General features: G+C 48.2%; 23 protein-coding genes. 10 read left to right on the top strand and 13 right to left on the bottom strand.

Annotated features, from left to right (window positions below; all coding sequences use genetic code 11):
- Positions 1–16: 16 nt before the first annotated feature.
- Both H6F86_RS14735 and H6F86_RS14730 read right to left on the bottom strand, forming a co-directional pair.
- Positions 17–1,072, bottom strand: a complete 1,056-nt coding sequence (locus tag H6F86_RS14735; protein WP_190449354.1) for a transaldolase family protein — start codon at positions 1,070–1,072, stop codon at positions 17–19.
- Between the two features lie 387 nt (positions 1,073–1,459).
- Entirely contained in the window at positions 1,460–2,608 is a 1,149-nt protein-coding gene (locus tag H6F86_RS14730; RefSeq protein WP_190449353.1) for a hypothetical protein, read from the bottom strand.
- A gap of 318 nt (positions 2,609–2,926) precedes the next feature.
- Between H6F86_RS14730 and H6F86_RS14725 the strand changes: the two genes are divergently transcribed.
- The 4 genes from H6F86_RS14725 to msrA all read left to right on the top strand — a co-directional run bounded on the left by H6F86_RS14725 (position 2,927) and on the right by msrA (position 5,915).
- Positions 2,927–4,117: a GUN4 domain-containing protein gene (locus H6F86_RS14725; RefSeq protein ID WP_190449352.1), complete on the top strand. Its 1,191-nt coding sequence runs from the start codon at positions 2,927–2,929 to the stop codon at positions 4,115–4,117.
- An 18-nt stretch (positions 4,118–4,135) separates the two neighbouring features.
- Positions 4,136–4,636 (top strand): hypothetical protein, encoded by a 501-nt coding sequence (locus H6F86_RS31550; protein ID WP_199305288.1) that lies wholly within the window; start codon positions 4,136–4,138, stop codon positions 4,634–4,636.
- Positions 4,637–4,734: 98 nt separating this feature from the next.
- Positions 4,735–5,358, top strand: coding sequence for an NUDIX hydrolase (locus H6F86_RS14715; protein ID WP_190449351.1), 624 nt, complete (start codon positions 4,735–4,737; stop codon positions 5,356–5,358).
- A gap of 101 nt (positions 5,359–5,459) precedes the next feature.
- A complete protein-coding gene (gene msrA, locus H6F86_RS14710; RefSeq protein ID WP_190449350.1) occupies positions 5,460–5,915 on the top strand; it encodes a peptide-methionine (S)-S-oxide reductase MsrA in 456 nt (151 codons plus the stop codon).
- Between the two features lie 3 nt (positions 5,916–5,918).
- Here the strand turns inward: msrA and H6F86_RS14705 are convergent, their stop codons facing one another.
- The gene (locus tag H6F86_RS14705; protein ID WP_190449349.1) at positions 5,919–6,314 is read right to left on the bottom strand and encodes a hypothetical protein; all 396 of its coding nucleotides are present in this window, start codon (positions 6,312–6,314) and stop codon (positions 5,919–5,921) included.
- Between the two features lie 98 nt (positions 6,315–6,412).
- Positions 6,413–7,762, bottom strand: a complete 1,350-nt coding sequence (gene gntT, locus H6F86_RS14700) for a guanitoxin biosynthesis MATE family efflux transporter GntT (protein WP_347240389.1) — start codon at positions 7,760–7,762, stop codon at positions 6,413–6,415.
- Positions 7,763–7,846: 84 nt separating this feature from the next.
- On the opposite strand from gntT, the gene H6F86_RS32260 reads away from it, so the two are divergent.
- Genes H6F86_RS32260 through H6F86_RS32255 form a run of 3 tightly spaced genes read left to right on the top strand, consistent with a single transcriptional unit; the run spans position 7,847 to position 8,340 of the window.
- Positions 7,847–8,053 carry a hypothetical protein gene (locus H6F86_RS32260; protein ID WP_242033530.1) on the top strand — a complete coding sequence of 69 codons (207 nt, stop codon included), beginning with the start codon at positions 7,847–7,849 and terminating at the stop codon, positions 8,051–8,053.
- A 6-nt stretch (positions 8,054–8,059) separates the two neighbouring features.
- Positions 8,060–8,182 (top strand): hypothetical protein, encoded by a 123-nt coding sequence (locus tag H6F86_RS32825; RefSeq protein WP_277881670.1) that lies wholly within the window; start codon positions 8,060–8,062, stop codon positions 8,180–8,182.
- 8 nt (positions 8,183–8,190) lie between these two features.
- A complete protein-coding gene (locus H6F86_RS32255; protein ID WP_242033529.1) occupies positions 8,191–8,340 on the top strand; it encodes a hypothetical protein in 150 nt (49 codons plus the stop codon).
- A gap of 115 nt (positions 8,341–8,455) precedes the next feature.
- Here H6F86_RS32255 and H6F86_RS32250 read toward each other — a convergent pair whose 3' ends face one another.
- The 8 genes from H6F86_RS32250 to H6F86_RS14660 form a co-directional block, all read right to left on the bottom strand.
- Positions 8,456–8,593, bottom strand: coding sequence for a hypothetical protein (locus H6F86_RS32250; RefSeq protein ID WP_242033528.1), 138 nt, complete (start codon positions 8,591–8,593; stop codon positions 8,456–8,458).
- Between the two features lie 129 nt (positions 8,594–8,722).
- A complete protein-coding gene (locus tag H6F86_RS32245) occupies positions 8,723–8,833 on the bottom strand; it encodes a nuclear transport factor 2 family protein (RefSeq protein ID WP_242033527.1) in 111 nt (36 codons plus the stop codon).
- A gap of 166 nt (positions 8,834–8,999) precedes the next feature.
- Complete coding sequence (gene lepB, locus H6F86_RS33150) at positions 9,000–10,094, bottom strand: signal peptidase I (protein ID WP_190449348.1); 1,095 nt, start codon at positions 10,092–10,094, stop codon at positions 9,000–9,002.
- A gap of 205 nt (positions 10,095–10,299) precedes the next feature.
- Positions 10,300–10,680, bottom strand: coding sequence for a hypothetical protein (locus H6F86_RS14680; RefSeq protein ID WP_190449347.1), 381 nt, complete (start codon positions 10,678–10,680; stop codon positions 10,300–10,302).
- A gap of 290 nt (positions 10,681–10,970) precedes the next feature.
- Positions 10,971–11,225, bottom strand: coding sequence for a PIN domain-containing protein (locus H6F86_RS14675; protein ID WP_242033526.1), 255 nt, complete (start codon positions 11,223–11,225; stop codon positions 10,971–10,973).
- Positions 11,219–11,377 (bottom strand): hypothetical protein, encoded by a 159-nt coding sequence (locus tag H6F86_RS14670; RefSeq protein ID WP_242033525.1) that lies wholly within the window; start codon positions 11,375–11,377, stop codon positions 11,219–11,221. The genes H6F86_RS14675 and H6F86_RS14670 overlap by 7 nt, the downstream gene beginning before the upstream one ends.
- A 257-nt stretch (positions 11,378–11,634) precedes the next feature.
- Positions 11,635–12,021 (bottom strand): type II toxin-antitoxin system death-on-curing family toxin, encoded by a 387-nt coding sequence (locus H6F86_RS14665; RefSeq protein WP_190449346.1) that lies wholly within the window; start codon positions 12,019–12,021, stop codon positions 11,635–11,637.
- Positions 12,018–12,215 carry a DNA-binding protein gene (locus H6F86_RS14660; protein WP_190449345.1) on the bottom strand — a complete coding sequence of 66 codons (198 nt, stop codon included), beginning with the start codon at positions 12,213–12,215 and terminating at the stop codon, positions 12,018–12,020. The genes H6F86_RS14665 and H6F86_RS14660 overlap by 4 nt, the downstream gene beginning before the upstream one ends.
- Positions 12,216–12,450: 235 nt before the next feature.
- Between H6F86_RS14660 and H6F86_RS14655 the strand changes: the two genes are divergently transcribed.
- Together H6F86_RS14655 and H6F86_RS14650 are read left to right on the top strand one after the other, a co-directional pair.
- The gene (locus H6F86_RS14655) at positions 12,451–12,669 is read left to right on the top strand and encodes a hypothetical protein (RefSeq protein ID WP_190449344.1); all 219 of its coding nucleotides are present in this window, start codon (positions 12,451–12,453) and stop codon (positions 12,667–12,669) included.
- Complete coding sequence (locus H6F86_RS14650) at positions 12,662–13,054, top strand: aspartyl protease family protein (protein ID WP_190449343.1); 393 nt, start codon at positions 12,662–12,664, stop codon at positions 13,052–13,054. The genes H6F86_RS14655 and H6F86_RS14650 overlap by 8 nt, the downstream gene beginning before the upstream one ends.
- Before the next feature lie 189 nt (positions 13,055–13,243).
- Here the strand turns inward: H6F86_RS14650 and H6F86_RS14645 are convergent, their stop codons facing one another.
- A complete protein-coding gene (locus tag H6F86_RS14645) occupies positions 13,244–13,750 on the bottom strand; it encodes a hypothetical protein (RefSeq protein ID WP_190449342.1) in 507 nt (168 codons plus the stop codon).
- A gap of 429 nt (positions 13,751–14,179) precedes the next feature.
- On the opposite strand from H6F86_RS14645, the gene H6F86_RS14640 reads away from it, so the two are divergent.
- Positions 14,180–15,688: a thioredoxin-like domain-containing protein gene (locus tag H6F86_RS14640; RefSeq protein ID WP_190449341.1), complete on the top strand. Its 1,509-nt coding sequence runs from the start codon at positions 14,180–14,182 to the stop codon at positions 15,686–15,688.
- Positions 15,689–15,754: the final 66 nt, after the last annotated feature.

Genomic DNA, 15,754 nt, shown 5'->3' with positions numbered 1-15,754 from the left:
CATTGGATGCCCAGACTCAACGCTTTCTCTTGTGCTCGATCGCGTCTAATAACTGATGGAAGTCTTTGAACGATCGCGCTATGTCCTCATTCGCAAAGTCAACTTGCTCATCCAAAGAAATTTTAGTCTGCGGTTCGTTTGCCGGAATTTGTTTAGCTCGTTTATTGCCAGTCAAACTTGTGGGCAGCAGAGAAACCTCACGATACATTTCTAGCATTGATGGCGATAGCATTACCACTGTTCCAGGAGCTACTAGCGTCTGAAGATAATGCCATGCGGATGCAGGTGGAATCTCTGTGTAATCCCACACTAGACGCAGTGGCTTTGCCCCTTTGGGAAGCGATCGCCAGCGTGCACTTTGACCGAGCTTGTGATAGCGCTCGTACAGCAGATTGGCTTGCATCATACCGAAAGATGTTTCTGAGTGAGCGATCGATCCATTGATTGCTGCGTCCAAATGAACCATTGGAACACTGGCAAAACAAGCAACCTCACCGACCGCACCTCGCTGAATCAGTTTCTCTATCCCCTTAAGATAACGATCGAATATCTGTTCATACACGATTGGGGAAGACACTACCGTTGCATTAACATTGATGCGATCGCTAATTAATTGTTCAATTACTGGCAGCATGATTTGAGTCGCTGGGATTCTCAGCAACAAATTACTCCACCCAACCGACCGCCAAATTTCTTGCGCTGCGGCGATCGCTGTTTCGGGCTGAAGCAGCGCATTAGGTGGCAGATCCATTTGCACATAGCCACCGCGTCCCTGCGTCTGAGAATGAACTTGTTTCAGCAAATCAGCCGCTAATTGCAGATCTCGTACAATCAAATAGTCATAATTCGATCGTGCAGTCCGACTCATTCCTTGCTGCGCTAATGCCGTGAAATCGCGATCGTACTCCTGCCCTTGAATAGCAAGGTTCAAACTTTCAAAGTTCGATCGAACACCCGTTAAACCATCCTTTTCAATGTACTGTTGTAACTCACCACGGCTAATCCAGCCGCGCTCAAACCCATCGAGCCAAACTGTTTGTCCATCTTGACAGAGTAATTGCAACAGATTCATCGCTGACATCTTTTACGAACGATGTTCAAACGTTCACTAAACCAGTCTGCGAAACTGCTTCAATTTTCGCCACTCAAGATCTAGTAGTTAAGTGCCAACTTAAGCAAAGGGTTAGCTACACCTTGATCAATCTCTCTAAACTCCTATAGCGAAAGGATAAAGGATCAAGGATAAATAGAAGCCCTCACTCAAAGGAAGATTCAAGGTTTGTGTCTGTCTTAGCATTCTCTTTAACTGCTACATTTGGTCACACGTTCTGTAAAGCTTCTCAAGCCTGCCCGTTGTTTCATAGATTGCCAGAGTTCATCTTGGATGAGAGTTTGATCCCCTGTGCATCACTTGAGCCGTGGTATCCTCTCTGGCAACCAGTCCCTTAACTCCACACATTTAGCGGGGGTTGGTAATACGGTTCCAGGCTTGAATAATCTGTTGGAGTTTAGGAGGCGTTTGATCCTGAACTATATCGACATACTGTGTGCTCTGTGTTGCTCCAGAAGCCGTAAGGGCGATCGTAAAGTAATCTGCCCCTCCGATCGGTGCATAGTTAAAGCCTAGAAAGTCTGAAAATTCATTCTGCTGCAAGGTTGCGACAAACGCTTGCACTTCCTGAGAAGTGAGTTGGCGGATTAACGTTGGTGCTGCCGGGGTCTGTTGCCGCAGATCAATTCGCATCACTTTTCCATCTTTCATGAGCAATGTTTTGTAAGCTAGCCCTGCAATGCCGCCACTTGTCATTGATTGAAAGATGACATCTCCGGTGTTTGACCCGTCCGTGCTTGGGTCGGGCTGCAAAAAGGTTGGTACCAACGTTCCTTTGCCGCTCGTAGTGGGATTTTGTTTGATTAACGTTGCTGTTTGATTCAGGTGATACACTCCATACTGCTGGGGTGCCGTGACAATGACCTGCCATCCAGGAATTAAAATCATCGTACACCCTGTTGTTGGATCGGCTACACCCAGGCAACCATCCCAGCCGCGTGCTCGTGCGGCTGCAAGCTTAAGTTGGTTAACGGGAACGCCCATATCTTTAGCAGCGATCGCCAATACTTTTTGCTCGATCGCCCGGGGAAGAGAACTAGCGTTATTGGTGTTTTCCATCTGTAGATTGCGCCCCGTACGATCGGTGCGATAGAACCAGCGCTTAGCACCGTTGCTAACTTCGACTCGCCACCCACTAACCAGCGCTAGTCCACAAGTTGCTTCTGGTCGACCCAAGCCCAAACAGCTGTCTGGCCAGGTTTCTTGGCTAAACGACACGACACGTAGCGTTTTAATTGACATCTGAAAGTCACGTGCATGAGCCCGCAAAACGGCAGTTTTTACTGAACCTGGTAAGCGAACTGCTGGCGCTGGGCGGGGTGGTGCTGTCCCCTTTTGTGTTGGCACAGGCTTTAGTGTTGGCACTGGTGGGCTGGCTTCAGTCTGAATTGGCTTTGCATTAAGACTTTGCATTCCGATCGTAAGGAGACTCAAAAGGGCGATCGTTGCGACACCAGGTTTGAGCCATTGAGCCATTTTTTGTGACGTGCTTTTCATACAAGCTCCAAAGAAGAAATAGATCAATCGTTTTAAGCTTTTCTTACCGTAACCAGGTCGAAGGGCTAACTCATTTGCGGTTGCAGAAATGCGAACAAGCTTTCAGACGATGGATTTCTCAGAACGGTTTCAAATTTAGGAACACTTCCCTGGCAAACCCGGCAGTGACGCTACTATCGGTTTACAGTCGGTCAGCCAAAAACCTTTAAGGAATTGCCCGATCGCCCGTTGAATTTAAGCCTGTCTGCTGCAAGTCTGTTTACTGCAAGTCTTTCTGCTGAACCGTCTTGCGATCGTCACTTTGTTTAAGTCAGCCCCATGAAACGCACTCTTACTCTTAGCTTTCTAGCCTGTTTGGTGGTTGGTAGCGCTGCTTCCTTGCTCTTCTTGCCGACACAAACACAAGTAGATAAGGTGGTTGCTGCCAGTCCGTCAATCACTTCTAAGCCTGTACCTAAGCCCAGATCAATTCGCGATGTTTTCTACCTGAGCGATCGCTTTGGCTTTCGTATTGTGGTTCCTAATGGTTACACCATTGAACCCTTCGGAACCAAGTCAGCAACACCAGTTCCGTTAGACGTGGTGGAACTGTGGCAAAAAGCCGATTTTGCGAACCGCACGTCTTTGCCGGAAACGCCTCCTATCATTAGCATTGCCGTTTACAACAATGCTAAACGGTTGTCGCTTACCCAGTGGAAAGGCGAACTTAGCCGTAACGACGATCGCCCCCTTACTGTCGCTGGACAGGCTGCGATCGCCTATACATCCACCGGGCTTTACGAGTCTGATAATGTGCTCTTCAGCAGCCCAGATGGGCGGTATGTTTTTCGCTTAAAGGCAGGGTATGCCGATGCCAAAGCGCCAATCAGACAAACGTTCCAGGACGTTCTTGCCAGTTTTACCTTTGATGTCAGTCCTGATTCCACTGCCTCAAAATGGCGGATCAACTACAGCCGTTTGCAACGTCTTTTAGCAGCAAAAGATTGGCAAGCAGCCGATATTGAGACGCGCGCAATTCTTCAACGGTTAGCCGGACCAAAAGGCGATTTATTGTACAGCAGCAAAGAAGTCTTGCCTCGCTTGCCGTTAGCAGACCTAAAAACTATTGATACGCTCTGGTCAAACTCCAGTGGTGGGCGCTTTGGCTTTAGTGCTCAACAACGGCTCTGGCAACAAGTGGCAAAAGGCTCCAAGAATGCCAAAGTACAAACAGAACGCTTTGCTCAAAGAGTGGGATGGCGCAGAACCCAGCCCTTGCCTCAAAACAATCCTGTTGGTATGGAGATCAGCGGCACCCTATGGCGCTTAGACACGGAACTGAATTACACAGCAGCCGCACCACCGGGGCATTTCCCCTGGGCGGGTGTCTCATCTTACGTGTTGACTAATTTGCTAAACGAGCGATCGCAGGGCTGTGGTAGCTGCACGATTGATGCCATGTACCTGTCTAACGATCGCTATGAAACTTATTTGCCTGCGCTCTTTGCCCGCTTCAAAGCCATTAAATAACACCAGGAGCCGTATGGAATGAGGGTGTTCCGATTTAGAGACTACATTACCTGCTTAGCAGAGTTTGAGGACGCGATTTGGGTGCTGTGTCCTCGATGCGATCGTCCGGTGCTGTCTCGTTGCCGGGATGAGCGCCTTACCTGGCGTATTGCCTGCCCTCACTGTAGCTACACCCGCACAGCATCACGAGCCAGCGCCCAACAAAAACCTATGCCCTGGTGGACTGGAACCTGGTGGACGGAGTATCGCAAATACAACAGTGCTGTCGATCCTCTCTTTGGTTTGCCGCTGTGGTTGCAGGTGCCGTGCTGTGGAGAAGTTTTGTGGGTATACAACGAAGCGCATCTGCATTGGCTTGAAACGTATATCAGTGCCACCATCCGAGAACGTCAGGGGAGCAAAGGAAACCATCACAGCCTTGCAGTCCGGCTACCTCGCTGGATGAAGTTAGCAAGTCATCGTACCCAAAGCCTTAAGCAGCTTCAGTTTTTACGGCATAAATTGCGGGAAGGGCAATGATCAGGCACCCTAAAGGCAGGTACTTGTTTCAGTTAATAATATCTAACTAAAAATAATAGTTGGATGCCATCAAAGAACATCCTGTAGGGAGAGTAACAATGGCTATGAAGTGGCTGGAGTGGGCACAGAAACTACAGGCGATCGCGCAGACGGGGCTAGCCTATAGTGAAAATCCGTTTGACATCGATCGCTTCCAACAGGTGCAGCAAGTGGCGGCTGAAATGATGGCAACAAGCTCTCACCTTAAAGCAGCCGAGATTCTCGACCTCTTTAAACAAGAGACTGGCTATGCAACCCCTAAAGTCGATGTCCGGGGTGCCGTGTTTCAGAATGACAAAATTCTACTTGTCAAAGAACGGTTTGATGGTCTATGGACGCTACCAGGCGGTTATGTGGATGTGGGAGAACCACCAAGCCAAGCCGTTGAACGAGAAGTTTATGAAGAATCAGGTTATCAAACACGGGCTGTAAAGTTGATAGCACTGTACGATCGCGACCATCCGCGTCATCAGCATCCACCCTTTGAGTACCACGTCTACAAGCTGTTTTTTCTGTGCGAGTTGCTCAGTGGCTCACCCGTGAATAGCATTGAAACAGAAGACGCAACCTTTTTTGCAGAAGCCGAAATTCCAGCTTTATCAGTATCGCGTGTGGTGCCAAGTCAGATTACTCGCTTATTTGAGCATTATCGTCATCCAGACTGGCAAACTGATTTTGATTAATTGCCAGGAAGGTCAACTGAGCGCTGTACCATTTGCAACACTACCCTGCAACAATGTACAAACTCATGGTCAAAATTTAAGGTGCAACTGAGGATAGCAAGATGAAAGCAACGTTTGGAGCTGGATGTTTTTGGGGAGTCGAAGCGGCTTTTCAAGCAGTGAAGGGTGTTGTCTCCACTTCTGTAGGCTATATGGGCGGACACTTTGAAAACCCCAGCTATCTAGATGTGCTGTCTCGCATTACGGGTCACGCTGAAGTGTGTCAGGTAATTTATGATCCTGCCCTTGTCAGTTATGAGGACTTGCTCAACACGTTCTGGCGTATTCACGACCCAACCAGTTTGAACCGGCAGGGTGCAGACCGGGGAGAACAATATCGCTCCGTGATTTTCTACCACACACCGGAACAAGCAGACATTGCCAGACGTTCTAAAGAGCAACTAGAACGCTCTGGTAAGTACAACCAATCGATCGTCACGCTCATTCAACCAGCATCCAACTATTGGTTAGCAACGGAAGATCACCAACAGTATTTCGAGAAGAAACAGTGCCGTTAAACGCTACGAAGCTGTCTGCTCGGCTTTGTGCTCGTAATAGTTAGAGATATGCTCGTACACGTGGTCGGGAAACTTCAACTCCCGGTAAACGTTGCAGGTATCAGGATCGTCTGGGTTTGGGCAAATGGGAAAATCTTGCTGCTGCTGCCACTCCAGAATGCGATCGCGTTTCGGTGGGTTATAGTCTTTCCCCTCCACCTGCAACACCAACGCTTTTGCCTCAGCTTCACTGATATCTTTGTCTTTCTGCAACCACTCAATTAATTCCGCTTCTTCAAGAAAATGGTGAGCCACCATTGCAAACGTGAGCCGTCCATAGTGCCCAATATCGGTTCCCTTCTCTAGAGCATCTAATAGATGTGCCATCATCTCGCTCTTTCGTAATTCTTGCAGCGCCATTGAGACTACTCCTGGTCTTACAACATCGTTCTTTTCTGTTGTAGAATCCGGTGCAAAAACTGCCCTCCATCGAAAGGCTTGTTATAGTTCTAATGTACTTAATCAGCTTCAGTTGCTTCAGTTTTATAGTGGTGATGCAACCAGCGCCATCCCAGAGCTAACGCTCGCACTGCCATGAAGAGCGTAAGTGCTAACCAGAGCCAATGATTGTTGTGGCCATACCAGGCAACAATCGCGCTCGGCATGAATCCAAGCAGCACGGCTTGCAGTGTCGCCTGCCGCAAAATCCGTCCTTCGGTCAGCCCTAGAAAATAGCCATCGAACATATACGCAAGGGAGCCAAAACCCAGCACCGGAAGGAGCCAAACCACGTATTGCTTCAGGTAATGTAGCACCTGGATGTGAGAGGTAAGCCGCCCAAACAAGGGATCTGGGTAGCTGACGACCGCGATCGCAAACAGCACACCAATGCAGAGGCTCAACCCGCCCGCGATGAGCACCAGTTGTTTCAGTTGGCGCACGTTGCCTTGACCCCAAAAGAGTCCTGCTAGGCTTTCAGTGGCAAAGGCAATGCCATCAATAAAGTAGGCTGCCAGCGTTACCACCTGCATCAAAAGCGCGTTGGCAGTGAGAGGTACGGTGCCAAAGGCAGAGCCAAGATTGGTGAAAACGGCAAAGGTAGAGATGAGTGCAAAGGTGCGGATCAGGATGTCTCGGTTGAGCACCCAGACCGTAGTTAAAGCTGATGCATCCCATAGTTGCTGAGTATTGACCCGCATCTGTTTGGGCTGCACTTCCTGGATGAGCATGACTAGACCCACCAATAGCATGAGGTATTGACTCAGTGCCGTGGCGAGCCCGGCTCCAGCACTTGCCCAATCGAGGCGCACAATGAACCAATAATCCAGCGCGACATTCGCACCACTGTTAACGGCAGCGAGGATAAGGACACGATCGCTCTGAGACCGTCCGAGCAGCCACCCGATGATGACAAAGTTGATCAGCGTAGCAGGCGCACCCCAAATCAGAGTGTTGTAGAATGCCTCGCCTGCGGTGGCTACCTCGGTCGTGGCACTGAGCATGGCAAAGCCGATCTGTCGCAGGGGCATTTGCAGGATGACGATCGCCACACCCAATAGCAACGCCAAAATGCCATGCCGCAGACCAATTAAAAGCGCTTCTTCCTCATCGCCGCGCCCGATTGCCTGTGCTGTCATGCCTGTTGTACTCATCCGCAGAAAGCCAAATGTCCAGTACAGGTAGTTGAACACGACTGTTGCCAAGGCGACACCTGCGAGATACCGGATGTCAGACAGGTGCCCCAGAAAGGCGACACTCAGTAGCCCCGCGATCGGCACCATTACATTTGAGAGAATGTTAATGGCGGTCAGTTTGAGGAACTGCCGTAGAAACGTAGGTGGTTGGAGGGTGAACAAGGGCTGACGCACGCTAATGTTTTTAACGCTAATGTTTTTAAGTCCGCTTCTGTTTGTTTCGCCGTATGGTTCGTGTAAGAGCGCCCGCTTTAGATCATGCTGCCCTGGTTGAACTGCGATCGCTACATTCCTCCTGCCCATGATCTTGAAACTCTCCTCACTTATCCTCCCGATTCTCTGGGGTACATTGACGCAACCCAGATGAAGAAAACGGGGTTTGATCCTAACCTCCATGTTGGAATGATGGCAGCATCTGATGCCCACTATGTCGAGCTGCGGCTGAGCCAGACCCATGACCTCTAGCACGTTGTGGCAGGCTTTGACACCTCTGAGATTGGTGAAATTGGTTTACAGGCATTCCATTTGCCGCAGTTTCCCTATCCGCTGGCAACCAGGTTAGCCGCTAATAGTTTGATCGCCAGCACACTGTGAAGCTAGAAATGTTGCCTGAATTGCTGGCAGCGATCGCACAGGGCTTTCAAATGGGCAAAACTGCCAAATCACTCTTTGCCCAGAAGTGGGAGGAGGGTTGGGAAAAAAATCTGACGCAATGGCAGGCAGAGTTAAAGATTCAGCCAGTTCGAGCCTAGGCAGACGAGTGGCTGAATGGGCGAATTACAACATCACACCCAGCCTTCTACCTTCTCCTAGCCGCACAGTGGAACGAATATTGTGCTTTCAACTTCAAGCACCTTATCAGTAATTTCAAAGTTCAGATGATGGAAGTGGACAGACTTCCATCGCTTGAATCAAGCCATGCTCAATAGTAAAACGGTGACCAACGTGCTCATCAGCAAGCACGGCTCCGACTAGATCGCGCACGACCTGATGCACCTCGACCAAGACTTGCCCAGCGTTCTCTGGGTAAAAGGCAAGCGGTTCGACGTGTGGATTAATCTCACTCCACTGCTCTGTCCAGTAAGCGCGGACTGCCTCAGACCCACGGATAAAACCGCCTTTGAATGCCCTTGACTAAGCTACATCGGGAGTCATAAGGGCAAGGGCGGCATCAATGTCACGCGCGTTGAAGGCAGCATACGCTGTGCGTAGCAGTTCGCTTTCTGGTACAGGATGATTTGGCATATTACTTCAAGATATAAGGTCGCGCGCAAGCTGCCGAACGACTTGATTCAACGGCTATAAGTAAGATTGAAACGAAGCGTAGAATATCTCATTCATCTGCTGCAACTGAATTGTTTGACTGCTGACTATAACAGTTAGCTACCCTACTCGATTGAGCTTTAGCATTTCATTTTCCTACAAGTGAACCAGCGCGATCAAAAGGATAAAACCGCTGAGTTGCTTTTCCAATGATATTCTCGCGCGGCACGAAGCCCCAGTAATGGCTATCATAACTGTTGTTTCGGTTGTCACCTAGAACAAAGTAAGAGTTTGGCGGAATTATTGCTGGTCCCCATCTGTACTGAGGCTTATCGCTGATATAAGTTTCAGTCATTGGCTGGTCATTGATATATACTTGTCCGCCCTTGACTTGGACTTTATCACCGGGAAGCCCAATGATGCGTTTAATAAAGGCATCGTGAAAGTTCTGCTTCTGTAAAGTCTGTGTTGGCGAAAAGACAATGATTTCACCTCGTTTTGGTCGACGAAATCGATAAGCCAGCTTGTCAATTACGAGTCGATCGTTTATTTGCAAAGTTGGCAGCATCGCACCCGATGGAATGTATCGTGTTTCCGCTACAAACTGTCGAGTTGCAGCCGCTAAAATCGTACTAAGGACAACTGAAATACCAACAAATCCTGCAATAAACAGCATAATTGTTCGTTGCGATTGCTCTCGGCGCACAGGCGCAGCATTATAAACATGGTAAAGAACAATCAAAATTAATACAATCTGCAACAAATTTGCAATTAGAGCAATTACCGAATTCTTTGATACTGCTACAATAGCAATTGCGATGAAAGTAATAAAAAAAAGAATACCAGGTAACCACTGCTTAAGATAAGCATGTCCCAATCCAGGGATGAAACTAGACAAAAATACAGCTAACCAAGCGTCTTTACTTTGCTTCCGAGTTGACTCAAATCTCAGAGAATTTGCACTTCTTGCTGATTGATGAGCATCAAACAGGTTCCAAATTGGCAAAACTAGCAATGCTGCCGTCAAAACTGCAATTCCGATTAGAGGATTATTAGTAGAACCAAGGATGAGCCAACCTCCAATGCCAATCAAGAGAAGATGACTCAACAAAATGATATATCCCTTGAGCCGTTTACCAGCATAAATCTGCCCAATACCTGGCAAAAGTCGAGATAGATTAACAGCAAGCCATGGTTCTTTACGACTTGTTTCTTGAGCTGAATGCTGCTCAGATGGATACATAGACTGACACAACCTTAAAACTGAATTAATAGTAGAGGGAAGAGGTAGCTTTACCCAAATTTGACACCTTAATTTAATGAAGCAGGCGAACGCTGTCCAACACTCGCTGTAGAATCTTCTCGATCTCAACAGATAAACCCTTGACGATCGCTGTACAAGGGCATTGTGAGGCAGCAATTTTACAAAGATGATTCATCCATCAGAGTTATTGGAGATTAGCTTTTCTTTGACAGGAGAAGTAACGATTGAGCTCTTTACTACTGACCATATAAACGGCAATAGCAGCACTGAGAATAGCCATAACCAAACTTCCAACAATCAGGGCAGTGGGAAGCTTTGAACTCAGTGCAAGAACGATTGTGATCAGACTAACGACTAGTAAACTACAGATACTTACCAGAAGCCATTTTGCCCATTTCTTTCCCTGGATGACAAAGTACATCACGACAACGGTTAGTAAGATCCGACCGATCGCCCAGCGATCTTGCGCTGCAATGACTAAGGCAACATCCAGAATGCAGAGCAGCAGAAACATCGCGAGTAATTTGTTCCGAGCTTTCAATGCAGATTGATCGGGTTGAATCATGGGTCTATCAATGAGGCAGAGATATTAATACTTACTGTATGACACTTGCGCTCAACGAGACAGCCTCACGTTCCGGTTGAGCGGCTGCCAACAATCTCTGCATTCACAGCGGGAACTTTCGGCAGTTCGCTCCGACCGGGTTGTGATGCAGCGCTTTACTCACCACGCTGCTGTTTTCAGACTCTCCACTTCTTGAAAATGAGCATCGCGTGTTACCAAGATTAGAGCGTGTTGCAGTGCAAGGGCTGCAATCCAAATATCATTCTCAGGTAACGGACGACCTTTGAGCCTTAACTTGTTTTTGACCTCACGTATTGCTGTGCGGCTTCAGCATCACATACCAATGTTGTGCTGCCAGCAACTAATTCATCAACTCTTGCTAAGTTTGCTTCAACTCGTCCTGACTTTCTAGCTCCATAACACAGTTCACTAATGACAATGCTTGGAATGAAAACTTCACTGGCTTGAGCAAGATGGTCTTTGACGATCGCCTCGTCTGAAAAAAAGCGCAATAACGATGTTGGTATCGAGCAAGAACCTACCACTCATTAATATCTACCCGTGCACAATCTTGCTCGATCGCCTCACGCATTAACTGAAGGTCGTCAGAGGGAATTGAACCAGCGAAACGCAACAATTGCTGCCCTGGTGTACCTCGAACTTCCGCTTTTACCAGCGATCGAACGAATTCAAGCACCTGCCTTTACAAAGGCTGAGGCATGACTTTCAACTGTTCAACAACTTCGTCGATGATAGGAATATCCATATTGCCCTCCTTGTTACCATCCTACACCGCTTACCTGGAGAGGCAGTAGGAGAACAGGCTCTAATGCTGACCGAGGGTTACAAGGATTGCCTTTACCAGGGACTTCAGCCGCATAACGATCAAGATAAGCGGCGACAAATGAACTAGAACGGATCGAAAAGCTTTCAAATGGTTGCTTCGTCGGCTTGTTAGCTGGTGATTGTGTTCCTTTGCAACCATTCCACAAATGCCTGGCGCCCTAGCTCACCTGCTGCGATCGCCAACACCACATGCTCTTGTTCATCCACAGAGGCATTAATTTCCATTCCATTCAGGACAAGAAAAGTTTCCACCGCAGCATGACCTGTACGTTTGTTTCCATCTAAAAATGGATGGTTCATAATGATGGAAAACCCTAATGCTGCTGCTTTCTCTAGCAAGCTTGGGTACAGATCTTCTCCGCCAAACGTCATGCGGGGCTGAGCGATCGCTGACTCTAACAAACTCATATCTCGGATACCTGACGCTCCACCAGATTGCTCAAGAATTCTGCGATGCAGTTCTAGTATCTCTATTAGCGTCAGATAGCGGATCATGCCAAACGTCGATACAGTTCAGCATTCTTCATCAGCACATAATCGGCTGTATTAACAAAATCGCCTTTTTGCAGATTTAGCCAATCATCCAGGCTCGCCCTCAAGAGCACTTCAATCGCAATGCCATGTACTTCTGCTAAATCCTGTAGCTTTTGATATTGGCTGTCTGAAAGATCAATTGTGATGGAAGTCACAGCGATCGCTCTCCTAGTGTTTCTGAGTCAAGTTTAACACCCATTCCTAACCGATAACCTCGCCGTACTGTCCCAGCCCAAAAACGAAGCCAGCTAACGCTCCCGTTCACCCGCCGCCGTAACCTTTTGGATTCACCAACAAAATTAATACGATCGGTGTGCAACGGACTTGTTAGACCGTACCTCACAGATCGCTTATGATCAATATATTCTCGTAGGTTCGGAGGGTTCAACCATGTCTCTCGCTGAGTTGCTTTCTTTAGTTAACAATCTGAGTCAGACAGACAAATTATCACTCTTCAAACTCCTAGCCGCACAAATCCCAGATGCTGAACTACAAGTCATCTTTTCTGCATCAGAGTATCCAATTGGGTCGCCCTACGACGCAACGGAAGCTGCAAGCATCTTGATGCAGATGATTCAGGATGACCAAGAGACCTCTACTCATGCTTAGTACAGTTGAGTTTCCTTTTGCTGACGACGAAGCATTACCCACAATTCCCATCATTCTAAGTCATGCAGGCTTTTCTGTCTCCACAAATGCATTGTTAGATACGGGGTCTACGGTCAACCTCCTACCTTATGACGTTGGGCTGCAATTGGGTGCAATTTGGGAGGAGCAAACTGTCCGCTTGCCATTAGCTGGAAATCTTGCAACAGTTGAAGCACGAGGTTTGTTTGTGCATGTTCAAATCGGGAGTCTGGAACCAGTTCGCCTAGCCTTTGCTTGGGCAAAAGTCTCTCAGGTGCCCTTACTCCTTGGGCAAACAAACTTCTTTCGAGCATTTGATGTCTGTTTTCAGCGATCGCGACGCACAATCGAAATTACTCGCTTTTAATAAGCGTCGATGGCGATCGCACCATTTTGTAGGTTAAGTTTCGTACCCTCTACCCAACAATCCTCGATTCTTCATCGATCGCCTTTAACTTCTAACGATCGTGGTTACCGGACGCAAATAACCTTTGCAATTCAACCAACTGTAGTGGGCGTTCCGGTGCAGTGCGGTTGTTAGCCTGCGCTGGTGAAGCTACTTACCTATCCAAGCACCCACACCCGTTCCGATCAGCGCTGTAAGCGCAGGAATGACTACTGGCACCCACCACTGCTTTTGTCTTTCATGTTCAATAGCCCGTGTATGCAAAGAAATGGCAGCGTCAATAAGTGTCTCAATCTGTGATGTTTCTAGTGGTGCTCTAGTTAATTCACTCCTTTTCTGCGACGATAGACGATTTATTTCTTCTTGTGATAGAGAACGCTTTTCATTGGGATCGTAATTTGGATCTAATGCCCATCTCCATCGCAAAGATACCCACTTTTGATGACCTCCGTTGGTTTCTTTCACTCTGAAAAATTCAGGGTGTTCATCACATAGTTCCGCCCAATTAGAGGCACTGGTAGGCTTATCAAGCTTTTTATCCCACTCCGAAACTACAAGACTGGCAAACTTCGGATGTGCGCCCATCACTTGAATAGCTGCAATTATGTCAGCAAGCCGCCCTTCACTAGCTAGATATGGAGATAGTTGCCTTTTCATATCGAAATCTTAATCCAAAATTTCTTAATCTCCTGAAAGCAAGCGACTGTGTTTTATAAACAAGTTCATGTGATTTTGAACGCTTATCGACAGCTTTCAGGTTGCTACCCCACTGATAACCCAGTAGGCTAACTATTACTAGACTGAAAGTTTCCGCCTAAGATTCCAAACTGGGTAAATAGACAGAAGGATTCAGCATAACACTCAAACTTTAGCGCTTAGGTAGAATCCTTCCGTATAATACGCTCCTGAAGATGGATAGACAAAATCTTTCTGTCTATTCTGAGGTGTACTGTGGTGATGAGCAAGCGTGCTATTAAATACATGCGGTCAGTTTGAGGAACTGCTGTAGAGATGTGGGCGCTCGGAAGGTAAACAAGGGCTGACGCACGCTAATCTTTTTAAGTCCGCTTTTGTTTGTTTCGTCTTATGGTTCGTGTGAGAGCGCCAGCCTTAGATCAAGCCTTGCCCTGGTTGAACTGCGATCGCCCCCTGTCGCTCAAAGCGTTGCGTGGGCAAATGGTGCTCCTGGATTTTTGGACGTATGGCTGCATCAACTGCCTGCACGTAATACCTGATTTGCAATATCTAGAGCAGAAGTATGCAGGACATCTCACCATTATCAGCATCCACACGGCTAAATTTGACCATGAGCAAAATCTAGAGAGCATTCAGCAGGCAATTTGGCGCTATGGCGTGACCCATCCCGTTGTCGTGGATCGCGATCGCACTCTCTGGGAGCAGTATGCAGTGCGTGCCTATCCCACCTTCGTTTTAATTGACCCGCAGGGCTACATTGTGACGACGCTGGCGGGTGAGGGACGGCGACAAGCACTGGATGACCTGATTCAACGTTTGCTTGAGGAACATACGGGTAAGGGAACGCTCAGTGAGCCTTTTTTACAGGCAATCACGCAGTCTCAAGCTTTGCTGATCACACCGTTAGCTTTTCCTGGCAAGGTGTTGGCAGATGCTGCTAGCGGCACGCTTTTCATTGCTGATACGGGGCACCATCGGCTAGTGCTGACGACGCTGGATGGAACGCTCAAAGCCACGATCGGCACTGGAGCCGCAGGGTTGCAGGATGGTGATTGGGAAACGGTGCAATTCTCTGCACCGCAAGGCATGGCATGGGATGCTGCCAGACAAAGCCTCTACGTTGCCGACTCGGGTAACCATTTGCTGCGTCGGCTTGATGTGTTGCAAAAAGAGGTGAGTACGCTGGCGGGAACGGGCAGCCAGAGCCGCTTCATCTTTCCACACGGTGGCAAAGCGCTGGACGTTGCCTTAAATTCACCCTGGGATTTAACGTTGCTTGGCAATGAACTCTACATTGCGATGGCAGGTTCCCATCAAATCTGGGTAATGAGTTTGGAGCAGCACACGATCCAAACCTTCATGGGCACAGGCGCAGAAGGGTGTGTGGATGGTTCACCAGACATCGCTGCCTTTGCTCAGCCCTATGGCATGACAACGGATGGCAAGCAACTGTTTGTAGCCGACAGCGAAACCAGTGCGATTCGTGCCCTTACGTTAGAGGCAACTCCCATCGCTCAAACCGTGTGTGGGCAGGGTCAACTGTTTGTCTTTGGCGATCGCGATGGTGTTGGCTTTGATGCTCAGCTTCAGCACTGTTCTGGTGTTGCGTTTGCCAACGGGTCTCTCTGGCTTGCCGATACCTATAACCACAAGCTGAAGCAGGTTGACCCAGCGACTCGAACCTGTCGGACTGTTGCAGGTGGGGTGGCAGGCTTTGAAGATGGTATGGGAATAGCTGCCCGTTTCTCAGAACCATCTGGAGTCGCCTATGCCAACGATCGACTATATATTGCTGATACCAATAATCACGCCATTCGCTGTCTGCACTTAGCGTCTCTGGAAGTCACCACGCTGCTGCTGCCTCAGCTTTGCTCTCCCTACGTGTGCGCTCCTACTTGATCCATCAATGCCTCTGTAATACTCTCGCCTTGTTTTAATTTGACGTTCTCCCTTACCTAAAGGCAT

The sequence above is a fragment of the Phormidium sp. FACHB-592 genome (genome assembly GCF_014695795.1).
Lineage (GTDB): Bacteria > Cyanobacteriota > Cyanobacteriia > Leptolyngbyales > Leptolyngbyaceae > Stenomitos.
This window is presented reverse-complemented; position numbering and strand designations above follow the sequence as displayed.

Coding starts and splice junctions, on each gene's coding strand:
- H6F86_RS14735 (WP_190449354.1), bottom strand. CDS start 1,072: ATGAATCTGTTGCAATTACTCTGTCAAGATGGACAAACAGTTTGGCTC.
- H6F86_RS14730 (WP_190449353.1), bottom strand. CDS start 2,608: ATGAAAAGCACGTCACAAAAAATGGCTCAATGGCTCAAACCTGGTGTC.
- H6F86_RS14725 (WP_190449352.1), top strand. CDS start 2,927: ATGAAACGCACTCTTACTCTTAGCTTTCTAGCCTGTTTGGTGGTTGGT.
- H6F86_RS31550 (WP_199305288.1), top strand. CDS start 4,136: ATGAGGGTGTTCCGATTTAGAGACTACATTACCTGCTTAGCAGAGTTT.
- H6F86_RS14715 (WP_190449351.1), top strand. CDS start 4,735: ATGGCTATGAAGTGGCTGGAGTGGGCACAGAAACTACAGGCGATCGCG.
- msrA (WP_190449350.1), top strand. CDS start 5,460: ATGAAAGCAACGTTTGGAGCTGGATGTTTTTGGGGAGTCGAAGCGGCT.
- H6F86_RS14705 (WP_190449349.1), bottom strand. CDS start 6,314: ATGGCGCTGCAAGAATTACGAAAGAGCGAGATGATGGCACATCTATTA.
- H6F86_RS32260 (WP_242033530.1), top strand. CDS start 7,847: ATGCTGCCCTGGTTGAACTGCGATCGCTACATTCCTCCTGCCCATGAT.
- H6F86_RS32255 (WP_242033529.1), top strand. CDS start 8,191: ATGTTGCCTGAATTGCTGGCAGCGATCGCACAGGGCTTTCAAATGGGC.
- H6F86_RS32245 (WP_242033527.1), bottom strand. CDS start 8,833: ATGCCAAATCATCCTGTACCAGAAAGCGAACTGCTACGCACAGCGTAT.
- lepB (WP_190449348.1), bottom strand. CDS start 10,094: ATGTATCCATCTGAGCAGCATTCAGCTCAAGAAACAAGTCGTAAAGAA.
- H6F86_RS14680 (WP_190449347.1), bottom strand. CDS start 10,680: ATGATTCAACCCGATCAATCTGCATTGAAAGCTCGGAACAAATTACTC.
- H6F86_RS14665 (WP_190449346.1), bottom strand. CDS start 12,021: ATGATCCGCTATCTGACGCTAATAGAGATACTAGAACTGCATCGCAGA.
- H6F86_RS14655 (WP_190449344.1), top strand. CDS start 12,451: ATGTCTCTCGCTGAGTTGCTTTCTTTAGTTAACAATCTGAGTCAGACA.
- H6F86_RS14650 (WP_190449343.1), top strand. CDS start 12,662: ATGCTTAGTACAGTTGAGTTTCCTTTTGCTGACGACGAAGCATTACCC.
- H6F86_RS14645 (WP_190449342.1), bottom strand. CDS start 13,750: ATGAAAAGGCAACTATCTCCATATCTAGCTAGTGAAGGGCGGCTTGCT.
- H6F86_RS14640 (WP_190449341.1), top strand. CDS start 14,180: ATGGTTCGTGTGAGAGCGCCAGCCTTAGATCAAGCCTTGCCCTGGTTG.